13 protein-coding genes are annotated in these 12,483 nt (G+C 71.2%); 6 read left to right on the top strand and 7 right to left on the bottom strand.

Going from position 1 to position 12,483, the window contains the following annotated elements; genetic code table 11:
- Nucleotides 1–78 precede the first annotated feature (78 nt).
- Nucleotides 79–1,743 carry a GGDEF domain-containing protein gene (locus AA23TX_RS11545; protein ID WP_155542531.1) on the top strand — a complete coding sequence of 555 codons (1,665 nt, stop codon included), beginning with the start codon at nucleotides 79–81 and terminating at the stop codon, nucleotides 1,741–1,743.
- A 55-nt stretch (nucleotides 1,744–1,798) separates the two neighbouring features.
- Here the strand turns inward: AA23TX_RS11545 and AA23TX_RS11540 are convergent, their stop codons facing one another.
- Nucleotides 1,799–2,398, bottom strand: coding sequence for a TetR/AcrR family transcriptional regulator (locus AA23TX_RS11540; protein ID WP_155542530.1), 600 nt, complete (start codon nucleotides 2,396–2,398; stop codon nucleotides 1,799–1,801).
- Between the two features lie 41 nt (nucleotides 2,399–2,439).
- On the opposite strand from AA23TX_RS11540, the gene AA23TX_RS11535 reads away from it, so the two are divergent.
- Together AA23TX_RS11535 and AA23TX_RS11530 are read left to right on the top strand one after the other, a co-directional pair.
- The gene (locus AA23TX_RS11535; RefSeq protein ID WP_155542529.1) at nucleotides 2,440–3,615 is read left to right on the top strand and encodes a glycosyltransferase; all 1,176 of its coding nucleotides are present in this window, start codon (nucleotides 2,440–2,442) and stop codon (nucleotides 3,613–3,615) included.
- A 10-nt stretch (nucleotides 3,616–3,625) separates the two neighbouring features.
- The gene (locus tag AA23TX_RS11530; protein WP_155542528.1) at nucleotides 3,626–4,009 is read left to right on the top strand and encodes a nuclear transport factor 2 family protein; all 384 of its coding nucleotides are present in this window, start codon (nucleotides 3,626–3,628) and stop codon (nucleotides 4,007–4,009) included.
- Here AA23TX_RS11530 and AA23TX_RS11525 read toward each other — a convergent pair.
- The 4 genes from AA23TX_RS11525 to AA23TX_RS11510 are packed head-to-tail and all read right to left on the bottom strand — an operon-like array spanning nucleotide 4,006 to nucleotide 7,623.
- Nucleotides 4,006–5,163: a sulfotransferase family protein gene (locus AA23TX_RS11525; protein ID WP_155542527.1), complete on the bottom strand. Its 1,158-nt coding sequence runs from the start codon at nucleotides 5,161–5,163 to the stop codon at nucleotides 4,006–4,008. The two genes, AA23TX_RS11530 and AA23TX_RS11525, sit on opposite strands and share 4 nt — an antisense overlap.
- A gap of 8 nt (nucleotides 5,164–5,171) precedes the next feature.
- Nucleotides 5,172–5,960, bottom strand: a complete 789-nt coding sequence (locus tag AA23TX_RS11520; protein WP_155542526.1) for an SDR family oxidoreductase — start codon at nucleotides 5,958–5,960, stop codon at nucleotides 5,172–5,174.
- Nucleotides 5,957–7,147: a hypothetical protein gene (locus AA23TX_RS11515; protein WP_155542525.1), complete on the bottom strand. Its 1,191-nt coding sequence runs from the start codon at nucleotides 7,145–7,147 to the stop codon at nucleotides 5,957–5,959. Before AA23TX_RS11515 ends, AA23TX_RS11520 begins: the two co-directional genes overlap by 4 nt.
- A complete protein-coding gene (locus AA23TX_RS11510) occupies nucleotides 7,144–7,623 on the bottom strand; it encodes a nuclear transport factor 2 family protein (RefSeq protein WP_155542524.1) in 480 nt (159 codons plus the stop codon). The genes AA23TX_RS11515 and AA23TX_RS11510 overlap by 4 nt, the downstream gene beginning before the upstream one ends.
- Before the next feature lie 39 nt (nucleotides 7,624–7,662).
- Here AA23TX_RS11510 and cysD point away from each other — a divergent pair, with 39 nt between their 5' ends.
- From cysD to AA23TX_RS11495, 3 genes are all read left to right on the top strand, one after another.
- Nucleotides 7,663–8,592, top strand: coding sequence for a sulfate adenylyltransferase subunit CysD (cysD, locus tag AA23TX_RS11505; protein ID WP_196425282.1), 930 nt, complete (start codon nucleotides 7,663–7,665; stop codon nucleotides 8,590–8,592).
- Nucleotides 8,592–10,400 (top strand): adenylyl-sulfate kinase, encoded by a 1,809-nt coding sequence (cysC, locus tag AA23TX_RS11500; protein WP_155542522.1) that lies wholly within the window; start codon nucleotides 8,592–8,594, stop codon nucleotides 10,398–10,400. Before cysD ends, cysC begins: the two co-directional genes overlap by 1 nt.
- A gap of 61 nt (nucleotides 10,401–10,461) precedes the next feature.
- Nucleotides 10,462–11,037 carry a hypothetical protein gene (locus AA23TX_RS11495; protein ID WP_155542521.1) on the top strand — a complete coding sequence of 192 codons (576 nt, stop codon included), beginning with the start codon at nucleotides 10,462–10,464 and terminating at the stop codon, nucleotides 11,035–11,037.
- A 41-nt stretch (nucleotides 11,038–11,078) separates the two neighbouring features.
- Here AA23TX_RS11495 and AA23TX_RS11490 read toward each other — a convergent pair whose 3' ends face one another.
- The gene (locus tag AA23TX_RS11490; RefSeq protein WP_155542520.1) at nucleotides 11,079–11,621 is read right to left on the bottom strand and encodes a snapalysin family zinc-dependent metalloprotease; all 543 of its coding nucleotides are present in this window, start codon (nucleotides 11,619–11,621) and stop codon (nucleotides 11,079–11,081) included.
- Nucleotides 11,622–11,726: 105 nt separating this feature from the next.
- Nucleotides 11,727–12,479 carry a signal peptidase I gene (gene lepB, locus AA23TX_RS11485; RefSeq protein ID WP_155542519.1) on the bottom strand — a complete coding sequence of 251 codons (753 nt, stop codon included), beginning with the start codon at nucleotides 12,477–12,479 and terminating at the stop codon, nucleotides 11,727–11,729.
- Between the last annotated feature and the right edge of the window lie 4 nt (nucleotides 12,480–12,483).

Raw genomic sequence — 12,483 nt, 5'->3', positions numbered from 1 at the left:
TACTCCGATTCGGGTATCGGCGGTGAACATCAGTCGACATCGGTTTCGTTTCGCCGCCCGACCCGCGACGATCGGGGCGTGAAGTCGCCACGCGCGGTCCGCTTCGCTTTCCAGCCGCTGTACAGCCTCCACACGGGAGGCGTCGTGGCTCACGAAGCGCTGGCCAGGCCGGGCCAGGGCACCGTCCCCGAACTGCTCACGCAGGCGCGCCGCGACGGGCGCCTCGCCGAGGTCGACCTCGGGCTCGCGATCGCCGCCGTCCGGCAGGACGAGTCGGCACTCCCCCTGCACCTCAACCTCTCCGCCCGCACCCTCGCCGCGCCGCAGGCGATGTACGACGACCTGCTGGCCGAGCTCGGCGACGCCGGGCGCCGCACGCGCGACGTCGTCCTCGAGATCGGCCCGCCGTTCGCGCCGCTGCCCGCCGCCCGTGCGCTGTCCGGGATGCGGACGCTCACCGAGCTCGGCTTCCGGCTCGCCCTCGACGGCCTCGGCCGCGGCGACCTGCCGCTCGGCCTGCTCGTCGAGGCGCCGGTCGACCTGGTCAAGCTCGACCGCACGGTGCTGCGCGGCCTGCCGGACGACCCGGGACCGGCGGCCATCGTCGAGGCGCTGCTGCACTTCACCAACCGCACCGACACCCGGCTCGTCGCGACCGGTGTGGAGACCGATGCCCAGCTCGACGCCGTCCGGAGCCTCGGCATCCGGATCGCGCAGGGCAACCTGCTGGCCCCGCCCACCGCCGCCGGCCCGGCCCCGGCGCTGCTCACGCGCTCACCGGCCACCCCGCGCGCGGCGGGTCCGGCGCAGTGCGTCGGCGACTTCCTCCGCCCGGCCACGACGCTGCCGGAAACCGCGACCTGCGACGAGGTCCGCGAGGTGCTGGCGGCGGCGGACGCGCCCAGCGGCGTCATCGGGGTCGACGAGCTGAACCGGCCGCGCTGGTCGGTCGACCGGACACGGTTCCTGGTCGCGGTCACCGGCCCGTACGGGCACGCGCTGCACGCGAAGCGCCCGGCGGCGCGGCTCGCGGACACCCCGCGCACCATGGAAGCCCGCGCGGGCGCGATGGAGTTCCTCGAGCTGGTCACCGACGCCGACTGGGGGCGCACCGGCGACGACGTCGTCGTGGTCGACGACGTCGGCCGCTGCCTCGGCGTGGTGCTGGTGACCGAGGTGGTGCGCGGCGTGGCCGAGGCGAAGGTCGAAGCCGCGGCGGCGCTGAACCCGCTCACCCGGCTGCCGGGCAGCGACACGGTCGCCCGCGACGTCGCCCGCCGGATCACGATCGGCGAGCCGTTCGTGGCGGCGTGGCTGGACATCGACGCGTTCAAGGCGGTCAACGACACGGCCGGGTTCGCCGCGGGCGACGACCTGATCCGCGAGCTGGGCGGCGCGCTCACCGGGCTGACCGGGCAGCTGCGCCGGATGCGGGTCAGCCACGTCGGCGGCGACGACTTCCTGGTGGTCTGCGACGTCGACGAGATCGCGACGGTGGCGGCCGCGCTGCTGGACCGCCACTGGACGGCGGACGGCATGCCGGTGACGGTTTCCCTGGCGACGCTGGTGTGCGCGAGCGGCTCGATCCGCTCGTACCAAGAGGTTTCGCGCTTGCTGGCGCCGCTGAAGAAGCGCGCCAAGGCGGTGCCCGGGTCGAGCTGGGTGCTCAGCCGGCCGGGCTCGGAGCGGGTGGAAGTGCTGCGCGGCATCGGAACACGCGGTCTGCAGGCCGCCGCGGGTTAGGAGTCTGCCGCAGCCGGTCGTGAGTGAGAAACCGTGTTCTGACCCGGTTTCCCGCTCACGACCCGCCGAGCCCGAGCTGAGCCTGGATGGCCTCGGCCGTCCACGTCACGTAGTCCTCGTGCGGCCAGCCGCACACCGCCGTCAGGTGGTCGTACGCCTCGTGCGAGGTCAGCAAGCCGATCGCGTCCGCGAGCCGGCCGGAAGCCGGCATTCCCGCCGCTTCCAGGCGCGCCACGATCTCCGCGCGGCGGGCCACCGCCAGCTTCGCGCGGACCGCCGCCACCGCCGGGTCGGCCATCGCCGCCGTCGTGAACGCGCGCCAGATCGGCAGCGACCTCCGCACCCCCTCGGCCACGCGCCCGACCACCACCGGCAGCTCCGCGGCCGAGCCCACGAGCGCGTCCAGGTTCACCGCGTCCGGGTCACCCGCGAAGCCCTCCTGGAACGCGGCGAGCAGCAGGTCCGCCTTGCGCCCGGCCTGCGTCACGGTCTCGAGGCTCACGCCGGCCGCCGCGGCGATCTGCCGCATGCTCGTCCCCGCGTAGCCGCGTTCGGCGAACAGGCGCCCGGCCGTCGCCACCACGTGCGCGCGGGTTTGCCGCGCTCGCGCCGCGCGCACCGGTGACGAGTAGCGGCGCCGTTCGGGTATCGTCATCAATTGGATGGTACAGCGTATCGGTCAATCCAGGGGGAGCCATGACCCGCGTACTCGTTTGCGTGCAACCCGCTCGCGGCCACGTCGGCCCGACCAAGCCGATCGTCGAGGCCCTGCTGGCCGCCGGGCACGACGTCACCGTCGTCACCGGCGCGCGCTACCGGGAGGCTTTCGGGAACGCCACCGTAAAACTCCTGCCGCCGGAAGCCGACTTCGACGAGACCGACCTCGACGGCTCGATCCCCGGCCGCGCCGGCCTCAAGGGACTGAAGCTCGCCCGGTTCGAGCTGACGAACTTCGTCCGCGCGATGCCGGCCCAGCTGAGCGTCCTGGACCTCGACGTCGACGTCGACGTCGTGCTCTGCGACCCGCTCTTCATGGCGGGCCTGGCCCTCGTGCGCCGCGAGCACCGGCCGCGCGTGCTCGTGCTGGGCTTCCTGCCCTTCATGCCCCCGGTCCCGAGCGGCCCGGACAGCGCGATCCTGAAGGTGCTCGCCCCCTGGGTCCTGCGGCCGGCGCAGAAGCAAGCCCGCACCGCACTGGGCGAAGACCCCGGCATGCTCTTCGCGGACTGGCCACTGCACAGCGACGGCGTCCTGCAGATGACCTGCCCGGGCTTCGAATACCCGCGGGCGAACGCACCCCTGCACTTCATCGGGCCGACGACGGTCAGCGCGACGGCCGAGCACCCGCTGCCACCGTGGTGGGCCGACCTGGACGGCTCCCGCCCGATCGTGCACGTCACCCAGGGGACCGTGGCGAACGACGACCTGGGCCGGCTCGTCGAGCCTGCGATCGCCGCCCTGGCCGGCGAAGACGTGCTGGTCGTCGCGACGACGTGCGGCGGCAAGCTGAGCCCGGGTCCGCTGCCGGACAACGTCCGCGTCGCCGAATTCCTGCCCTACGACGAGCTGCTCCCCCGCTGCGCCGCGATGGTCAGCAACGGCGGGTACGGCGGCGTCAACCAGGCGCTCCGCTACGGCGTCCCGCTGGTCGTCGTCGGGGCCAGCGAGGACAAGCGCGAGGTGGCCGCCCGCGTCCGGTGGTCCGGCGCCGGGATCGGCCGCACCCGCGCGTCGGTCCCGCCGAAAACGCTGCGCCGCGACATCCGCGCGATCCTGGACGAGCCGCGCTACCGGGCCCGGGCGAAAGAACTGGCCGCCGAGATGGCCGCCGGACCGTCGATGGACGACGTCGTCAAGCTGATCACGGCGTAGGGTTTCCGGCATGGACGCCGAGATCCGCGCCGCGATCGTCGAGCACTGGACCGCTTCGGAACAAGGCGACGTCGAGCGCGAGCACGCGATCTACGCCGACGACGCGATCCTGGACTACCCGCAGTCCGGCGAGCGCTTCCGCGGCCGCGCGAAGATCCAGGCCCAGCGCGGCGGTCATCCGGCCGAGCGCCACTTCACGATCCGCCGCATCCAGGGCGGCGGCGGCCTGTGGGTCAGCGAGTGCGTGATCACCTACGACGGCGTGCCGACCCGCACGGTGAGCATCATGGAGTTCGACGGCGGCCTCGTGACGCACGAGACGCAGTACTTCGCCGACCCGTTCCCGGCGGCGCCCTCGCGCGCGGCTCTCGCGGAGCCCATCCCGGCCGGCTAGAAGTACGTGCGGAGGTAGCGCGCGAAGCGCTCGTCGACTTCCTCGGGCGTCAGGCCGAAGTCCGCCAGACTGTAGCGGTGGGCCGGTTTCCGCTCCCCCGAACGGCTCTTGGTGTGCAGCGCGGTCATCGCCGCCCGGGCGTCGTCGGTGAGCGTCAGTCCGAAGTGGTCGTACACAGTGGACACCGTGCCGATGGGGTCCGCGACGAAGTCCTCGTACCGGACGTCGCAGAACCGGGCCGCGTCGTACCGGGTGCGCGCCGCGTCGAACTCGTCGGCGCCGCGGGCCCACAGGCCGAGCTGGGACCTGCCGATCACCTCGCCGCGGAACTTCGTGGACCAGCCGTCGGCGGCCTTCTCCGCGAGGCTGCACATCGAGCCCATGATCGTCCCGGGCGCGCGGTGCGTCTGGACCACCAGCGCGTCCGGGTACGCCGCCATCAACGCGTCCAAGGCGAAGAGGTGACTCGGGTTTTTCAGGACCCACCGCTTGCCCGCGTCCGGCAGCCCGATGAGCTGCAGGTTGCGCCGGTGGCGGGCGTAGGCGTCGGTCCAGTCCTGCTTCGCGAGCCAATTCGAGTAGCGCGGCACGTGCGCGAGGCACTCGAACGACAGCGAGCGCATCGACTGGCGCAGCAGCTGCCAGCACTCCTCCACCTGGTCCGCGGACATGTGGTGCACGCCCATGAACTCCGGGTGCTCGACGTGGTGCCGCTCGTAACCGGCCTGAATCCCCTGGTACACCGGGTTGTCCGCCCACGTCTCGCGCGGCGGCCGCGGCTGCGGAACCTCGGCCAGCCAGACCTCCAGCCCCTGGTGCCCCGGATCCTCGGCGAGCAGCCGGTGCAGCGCCGTCGTGCCCGTGCGGGGCAGGCCGGTGACGAAGATCGGCCGCTCGATCGCCACCGAAGCCGACGCCGGGTGCTGCTTCCAGCCCGCCTCGCTGAGCAGCCGGGCGACGAGCGCGCCGCGCAGCATCGCCCGGTGCACCTTGTTGCCGAACGGCGTGAGGTCCTCGTCCGCCTCGTACGCCTCCAGCAGCACGCGCATGCCTTCGACGTGCTCGTCGCCGCCGAAGTCGTCGAGCCCGGTGAGCTTGGTGGCCGACGCGTGCAGGTCCTCGACGGTGCCGACGTCTTCGCGGCCGGGGAGCATGGATCCTCCTAGTGGTGGTACTCGCCGCCGTTGACGTCGAGGCACTGCCCGGTGATCGCGCGCGCCATCGGCGAGGCGAGGAACACCACGGCGTCGGCGATTTCGTCGGGCTCCGGCAGCTTCCGCAGGTCTATTGTGGACGCCGTTTCGGCGTACACCTCTTCCGGCGTGATTCCGCGTTCCTTGGCCAGGTAGTTGAAGTACCACTTGAGGTTCGGCGCCCAGATGTACCCGGGTGCGACGGTGTTGACGCGGATCCCGTCCGGCCCGAGTTCGCTGGCGAGGCTCTGCGAAAGCGAGAGCAGCGCGGACTTCGCCATCTTGTACGCGCCGAACGTGCGCCGCGAATGCCGCAGGACCGCCGAGTTGATCATCACCAGCGAGCCCTTGCTCTCCTTGAGCGCGGGCAGGAACAGCCGGGTCAGCCGGAGCACCGAGATCCCGGCCGTCTCGAACCCGGCGCGGACGGCGTCCAGGTCCACAGTGGCCAGATCGGTCAGCGGCGGGACGGCGAAGGCGTTGTGCACCACCGCGTCCACCCGGCCGAAGGCCTCGACAGCCTCGCTCACCAAGTGAGCAGCGGAGTCTTCGTCGTCGATGTCGGTGCGAACCGCGACGGCACGACGGCCGAGGTCGGTGACCTCCTTCGCGACCTCGGTCAGCCGCGACTCGGTGCGCGCCGCGAGCACGACGTCCGCGCCGGCGAGCGCGCTGCGCACGGCGATCGACCGGCCGAGCCCCGGGCCGATACCCGAGACCACGACCACCTTGCCCTGCAACAACTCCGCCACGCTCACCCCAGCATCCGGGCGGCGACGGCGTCCTGCCGGGCCGCGATCCTCGACGCCCATTCCTCAGGCGTCACCCGGGCGTCGTCGTAAAACGGCAGCCGGTCGGGCAGCTCGTCCACCTTGACCACCTCGACGACCGGCCCGTCGGCCGGGCCGAGGTCCCGCGCGAGCCGCTGCCACCGGATCTGGACGTACCCGCGGTCGTGGCCGTTGCGCTCCAGCCAGTTCGCCACGCCGGGGTCGCGCTCGCTGATGACGAACCGGATCTTGCCGTCCGGGTCGACGCGCGCCTGGTCGGCGGTGAGGCTCGTCTGGTGGTTGATGTAGTCCAGCGAGACGTACCAGAGGCTGCCGAGCTGGATGCCCTGGTACGGCGCGTCGGCACAGCGCGGCACGGTGACGATCATCGCCTCTTCGTCACCCAGCTCGTAGTGCCCGGCCGAGGAGAACTGCGTGGTCAGCCCGCCCGGCGTCGAGCGCGGCTCGGTCATCGTGTTCACCGGCAGGTTGTCGTAGAACCACTTCGGGAAGGCCAGGAACGTCCGGAGCCGGCTCAGCAGGATCTTGCCGGTGACGCCGTAGCGCTTCGCCATCGCCGAGCGGTCCGGCACCGGCGGCGCCTGCCCGGCGGTGTCGACGCACCGGATCCGGATCTCGCCGCGCTTCTCGGTCGCCCAGTCGCTGTGGACCTCGCGGACGACGAGCATCGACGAGCCCTCGCCGAGGACGAAGTAGTTCGGCCCCGGGTTGTCGCGCGCCGGTCCGAAGCGCAGCTCGAACCGGCCGTCTTCGCCGATTTCGATGGCGCGGTCGTCGAACGCGGCGAGGCTGTCGGGCACCACGACCGGCGAGTAGTCGCCGTTGAGGATCTGGAAGCTCAGGTCGGCGGTGGTCCCGCGGACGCCGGTGACGAGGTATTCGCGGTCGGCGCGGATGTTCGCGTTGAAGTAGAGCGTGTCCGGGTTGTCCAGGCCCATCTTGGTGTACGGCCCGGTGGACGCGGTGAAGTACGGGAAGTCGCGCTGGTAGGCCCAGGCCATCTGCAGCGACGCGCGGATGCTGCCGGCGAGGTAGTCGTAGCCCTCGAGGAGGCCCTGCTCGGTCTGCGCCGGCGGCGCTTCGGCGATCAGCTTCTCGGCCTCGGCGATGGCGTCGGCGAACGACCGGGTCAACGAGAACTCGTTCTCGATCATGCCGGAACAGCCCAGCGGTTCGCGAGCAGCCGGAAGCCCGGGGTGTCCTTCCACGAGACCATCGACTCGTACGTCCGGACGTAGCCGATGTGCGTCATCCGCCACGCGCCGTCGGTCTCGCGGCGGTAGGTGTCCTCGTAGAACGCGGCGCCCTCGATGATCACCTTGTGCTCGGGCACGATGACCTTGTCGGTGAACGACCAGCGCCCGGTCGCGGTGTCGCCGTCGACCTCGATCTCGGGCTGACCTGCGTGATGGACGGTGATGATGCCGTTGCCGAGGCTCTCGATGAGGAACGCGACGATGGCGTCGCGACCCTCGAAGTGCTTCCCGTCCTCCCCCGTCGCGCGGGTCCCGTAGTCGGCCGTGGCGTCGGCGGTGAAGGTGTCGGCCACCTCGTCCCACTGCTTCAGGTCGACCGCGCGGAGGTAGCGGTACTTCAGCCGGCGGATCTCTTCGAGTACGACCAGGTCCATCGTCCCAGGATCGCGCACCGCTTGACCGATGACAAGAACATGTTCTACTTTTTTCCGGTGTCCGTGGCCTATGAACTCTCGCACCTGGCCGCGCTCGAAGCGGAGGCCGTGCACGTCTTCCGCGAGGTCGCGGCGACCTTCGAACGTCCGGTGCTGCTCTTCTCCGGTGGCAAGGACTCGGTGGTGATGCTGCACGCCGCCGCGAAGGCCTTCTGGCCGGCCCCACTGCCCTTTCCCGTGCTGCACGTCGACACGGGCCACAACTTCGACGAGGTGCTGCGGTTCCGCGACGAGACCGTCGCCGCCTTGAACCTCCGGCTCGAGGTGGCGAGCGTGCAGGACGACCTCGACGCCGGCCGCGTCGTCGAGGAGACCGGCCCGGGAGCCAGCCGCAACCGGCTGCAGACCGTCACGCTGTTGCGGGCGATCCGCGAAGGCGGCTTCGACGCCGTGTTCGGCGGCGCCCGCCGCGACGAGGAGAAGGCACGGGCGAAGGAACGCGTCTTCAGCTTCCGCGACGAGCACGGCCAGTGGGACCCGCGGGCGCAACGCCCGGAGCTGTGGAACCTCTACAACGGGCGGCACCGGCGCGGCGAGCACATCCGCGTCTTCCCGCTGTCGAACTGGACCGAGCTGGACATTTGGCAGTACATCCGCGACGAGCGGATCGCGCTGCCACCGCTGTACTACGCGCACCGGCGTCCGGTCGTCCAGCGCGACGGCATGCTGCTGGCGGCGACCCGTTTTCTGTCTCTTGTGGACGGTGAGACGCCGTACGAAGCGACCGTCCGCTTCCGGACCGTCGGCGACGCGACGTGCACCGGCTGCGTCGAATCGTCGGCGGCGACACCGTCCGAAGTGGTCGCCGAGGTGGCCGCGACGCGCGTCACCGAACGTGGCGCGACGCGGGCGGACGACCGGATTTCCGAAGCAGGCATGGAAGACCGCAAGCGGGAAGGCTACTTCTGATGCAGCTGCTGCGGATCGCCACGGCGGGCAGCGTCGACGACGGCAAGTCGACGCTGATCGGGCGGCTGCTGTTCGACTCGAAGGCGATCTTCACCGACCAGCTCGCCGCCGTCGAACGCGCCAGCCGGGAGCGCGGCGAGGACTACCCGGACCTCGCGCTGCTGACCGACGGCCTGCGCGCCGAGCGCGAGCAGGGCATCACCATCGACGTCGCGCACCGCTACTTCGCCACGCCCCAGCGGAAGTTCATCATCGCGGACACGCCGGGGCACCTGCAGTACACGCGGAACATGGTGACCGGCGCGTCGACGGCCGACCTGGCACTGGTCCTCGTCGACGCACGCAAGGGCGTGCTGGAGCAGTCGCGGCGGCACGCGTTCCTCGCGTCCCTGCTCGGGATCGGGCACCTCGTGGTGTGCGTGAACAAGATGGACCTCGTCGGCTGGTCGCAGGAGCGGTTCGACGAGATCCGCGAGGACTTCCGCCGGTTCGCGATGAAGCTGGACGTCGCCGACCTGACGTTCGTGCCGGTTTCGGCGTTGCACGGCGACAACGTCGTCCACCGCAGCGCGAGCATGCCTTGGTACGAAGGAACTTCGCTGCTGCACCAGCTGGAGGAGGTGCACGTCGCGTCCGACCGCAACCTGATCGACGCGCGGTTCCCGGTGCAGTACGTCATCCGCCGGTCGGACTTCCGCGGCTACGCGGGCACCATCGCCGGCGGGGTGTTCAAGCCGGGCGACGAGGTCGTGGCGCTGCCGTCCGGGTTCACCTCCCGGGTCCGGGCGGTGTGGGGGCCCGGCGGGACCCCGCTTCAGGAGGCCTTCACCGGGCAGGCGGTGGCGGTCGAGCTGGCCGACGACCTCGATCTGGGCCGGGGCGCGATGCTCTGCCGGCCGGGCAATCGCGCGGAGTCGGCGCGCGAGGTCGACGCGCTGGTGTGCTGGTTCTCGGCTCGGTCCTCGCTGACGCCGGGCGCTTCGTACGTCGTCCGGCACACGACCACCGAAACGCGGGGTTCGGTGGAGCGGCTGGAGTACCGCCTCGACGTGACCACGCTGCACCGTGACTCCGCGGAGTCGTTGTCGTTGAACGACATCGGCCGGATCCGGCTGCGCACGCGCGCGCCGCTGCTGTTCGACCCGTACCGCCGCAACCGCGCCACGGGCGGGTTCCTGCTGGTGGACGAGCACACCGGCGACACGGTCGCGGCGGGCATGATCACCGGCGCACCGCTGTCCCCGGTCGTCTGGCACACGGCGGCGGTCCGCCGCGAGGACCGCCCGACCCGTGGCGCGACGGTGTGGCTGACCGGGCTGTCGGCGTCGGGCAAGTCGTCGGTGGCGGTGGAGCTGGAACGCCGCCTGGTGGCGGCGGGCCGCCCGGCGTACCTCCTGGACGGCGACAACTTGCGCCACGGCCTGAACGCGGGCTTGGGTTTCAGCCCCGAGGACCGCGCGGAGAACGTCCGGCGGGTGGCCGAGGTGGCGCGCCTGTTCGCGGACGCGGGCGTGGTGGCGATCGCGTCGCTGATCAGCCCGTACGAGTCGGATCGCGCTTCGGCGCGGGCGATTTCCGGCGATCTGCCGTTCGTGGAGATCTTCGTGGACACGCCCCTCGAAGTGTGCGAGGCGCGGGACCCGAAGGGGATGTACGCGAAGGCGCGGGCCGGGGAGATCCGAGGGTTCACCGGGATCGACGCACCGTACGAGCGCCCGTCGGCGCCGGACCTGGTGCTGCGCCCGGGCGACGGCGACCCGGCCGCGATGGCGGCGGCGATCCAGGCCCTGCTCGAAGGTCTCGACTGACGAGACCGGCCCGTTGCATGATCGAGATCGCCCGAAGGTGATCAAAGGCTAGATTACCGGCATGCGCTTTCTCGGGGGGATCCTCGCTGCCTGCCTGCTGACCGGTGTCGCCGCGTGTTCAGGTGGCACTCCGGCCGTGGCACCGCCGCCCGCGACGTCGACACCGCCGTCCAGCACGGTGAGCAAGCCGAAGACGACGGCCCCGACCTTCACACCGGCGGCCTCGCCGGCGTCGGTCACCGCGGCCTGCCCGTTCCTCAGCGCCGAGGAGATCATGCAGGCGCTCACCCAGGTACTCACCGGTGGATCGACCGAGCAAGATCCGGTACAGACCGGCGTCGGCAAGGCCTACTCCTGCGATTACGGCAAGGGGCTGACCGGAAGCCTGTTCGTCGCCACGGATTCCAGCACGCCGGCCCGGTTCCTCTCCCGGTCGGAAAAGGACTGTGCGGACGTGGTGCCGATGCCCGGCATCGGCGAGGGCGCGATGCACTGCGAGACGAAGGACGCCGGCACGCAGATCGCGGTCGCCAAGCACAGCCACGGCCAACTGCGTACCGCGACCCTGTTCGTGCGCTCCGAGGGCCGCGCGGACAGCTACACCACCCTCGCGAAGCTGCTGGCTGACCGGCTCTGAGACCGGTCAGCCAGCCGGCCACGCGGTGGACGCGGGTCGAGCTAGTAAGCGACCTTTTGGGAAGCGGCCGCGGTAGCCGCGAAACCGTTCACCCACAACGACTGCACCTTCGCCGCCTCGGCCGCCGACGGCTTCGCGTTCGTGCACGCCGTTCCCGGGCCGTGGCCGGACATCAACTCCGTGCACGGGCCCGTGTAGTGGTCCGGCAGACCCAGGTTGTGGCCCAGCTCGTGCGCCGCGATGCGGGTCGGGTCGAAGCCCTCCGCCACCTGGCTCGTGTCCAGGTAGATGTCGCCGCGGCCGTGGCCGTTCGTGTTCGTGTACGAACCGCCGCTGTGGATCTCGTGGAACTTGATCGTCGCCCCCGAGGTCCGCTTGACCAGCTTCACGTCGGTGACCGCGGCGTTCCAGTTGGCCGCGCCCTGGTCGATCTGGCCCAGGTAGTCCGGCGCGCCCGACGAGCTGTAGTACAACGTCGTGACCGCGGCCGCCGAAGCGGCGGGGGCGACCGCGAGCCCCAAGCCCAGCGGGGCCGCGACTGCCGTGGCCAGTGCCACGATCCGGCCGATCGCGCGTCCGTTCATCGTGTCTCCTTCGTCCGGTTTAGAGAACACTTCACCGTGGTTCGCGCGGTCAGGTTAGAAGTCCACGGACGATCGGGGCCACGGCCGAAAGTACCCTGCTGGCGATCAGCGCACCGGTGGAGCTGCTTTTCGCCGTCCTCCGGCGTTCCGGACGACGGTCACGATCAGCCCGATGAACCCGCCGACGAACAGCACGAACCCACCGAGGATCCACCACCGCAAGCCAGGCAGGGTCCCGTCGGAGTTCGGCGCTCCCGGCAGGCCCGCGTCGGTGAACGAGGTGACCGGGGTCAGGGCCTTCGGGGTGACCACCGTGCCGGTCGCGACCACCAACCCGACGACGCCGGACGACCGCACCGGGCCGCTGAACCGCGAGTCGTCGGAATTGCCGCGGTTGTCGCCCTCGACGAAGATCGTGCCTTCGGGCACCGTGGCCGAGAACTCGAAGAGCCCCTCGAAGCCGGGCGTGATGTAGGGCTCGGTGATCGGCTTGCCGTTGACCGAGAGGTGCTCGTCGGTGCAGCAGGCGACCGTGTCCCCGGCGACCCCGACCACGCGGACGACACTGACGCCCTCGTGGCTCGCCTCGGCGTACGCGCTCAGGTCGATCGCAACGACGTCCCCGCGGTGCACCTCGTCGACCGGGCGCACGACGAGCCGGTCGCCGGTCGCCAGCGTCGGGCTCATGTTCCCGCTCTGCATCACGTAGGCCTCGTACCCCAGCATCAGCCGCCCGAGGCCGTAGCCGCCGGCGGCCACGCCGAGCACCATGACGGCGATCATCACCAGCAGGACGGGCGAAACTCGGCGCCGCTTCGGCGCAGGGGGTGGTGCGGGCGGGAAGACGGGTTCGGTCACCAAG

Origin of the sequence: Amycolatopsis camponoti (assembly GCF_902497555.1) — a bacterium.
In the GTDB taxonomy this organism is placed as follows: Bacteria; Actinomycetota; Actinomycetes; order Mycobacteriales; family Pseudonocardiaceae; genus Amycolatopsis; species Amycolatopsis camponoti.
Note: the sequence above shows the minus strand (reverse complement) of the source record. Positions and strands in the feature narration are given on the sequence as shown.

What these genes read in the sequence shown, in the direction of transcription:
- AA23TX_RS11530 (WP_155542528.1), top strand. Translation starts at nt 3,626, where the DNA reads ATGGACGCCGAGATCCGCGCCGCGATCGTCGAGCACTGGACCGCTTCG.
- cysD (WP_196425282.1), top strand. Translation starts at nt 7,663, where the DNA reads ATGTTCTACTTTTTTCCGGTGTCCGTGGCCTATGAACTCTCGCACCTG.
- AA23TX_RS11525 (WP_155542527.1), bottom strand. Translation starts at nt 5,163, where the DNA reads ATGCTCCCCGGCCGCGAAGACGTCGGCACCGTCGAGGACCTGCACGCG.
- AA23TX_RS11540 (WP_155542530.1), bottom strand. Translation starts at nt 2,398, where the DNA reads ATGACGATACCCGAACGGCGCCGCTACTCGTCACCGGTGCGCGCGGCG.
- cysC (WP_155542522.1), top strand. Translation starts at nt 8,592, where the DNA reads ATGCAGCTGCTGCGGATCGCCACGGCGGGCAGCGTCGACGACGGCAAG.
- AA23TX_RS11495 (WP_155542521.1), top strand. Translation starts at nt 10,462, where the DNA reads ATGCGCTTTCTCGGGGGGATCCTCGCTGCCTGCCTGCTGACCGGTGTC.
- AA23TX_RS11515 (WP_155542525.1), bottom strand. Translation starts at nt 7,147, where the DNA reads ATGATCGAGAACGAGTTCTCGTTGACCCGGTCGTTCGCCGACGCCATC.
- AA23TX_RS11535 (WP_155542529.1), top strand. Translation starts at nt 2,440, where the DNA reads ATGACCCGCGTACTCGTTTGCGTGCAACCCGCTCGCGGCCACGTCGGC.
- AA23TX_RS11510 (WP_155542524.1), bottom strand. Translation starts at nt 7,623, where the DNA reads ATGGACCTGGTCGTACTCGAAGAGATCCGCCGGCTGAAGTACCGCTAC.
- AA23TX_RS11490 (WP_155542520.1), bottom strand. Translation starts at nt 11,621, where the DNA reads ATGAACGGACGCGCGATCGGCCGGATCGTGGCACTGGCCACGGCAGTC.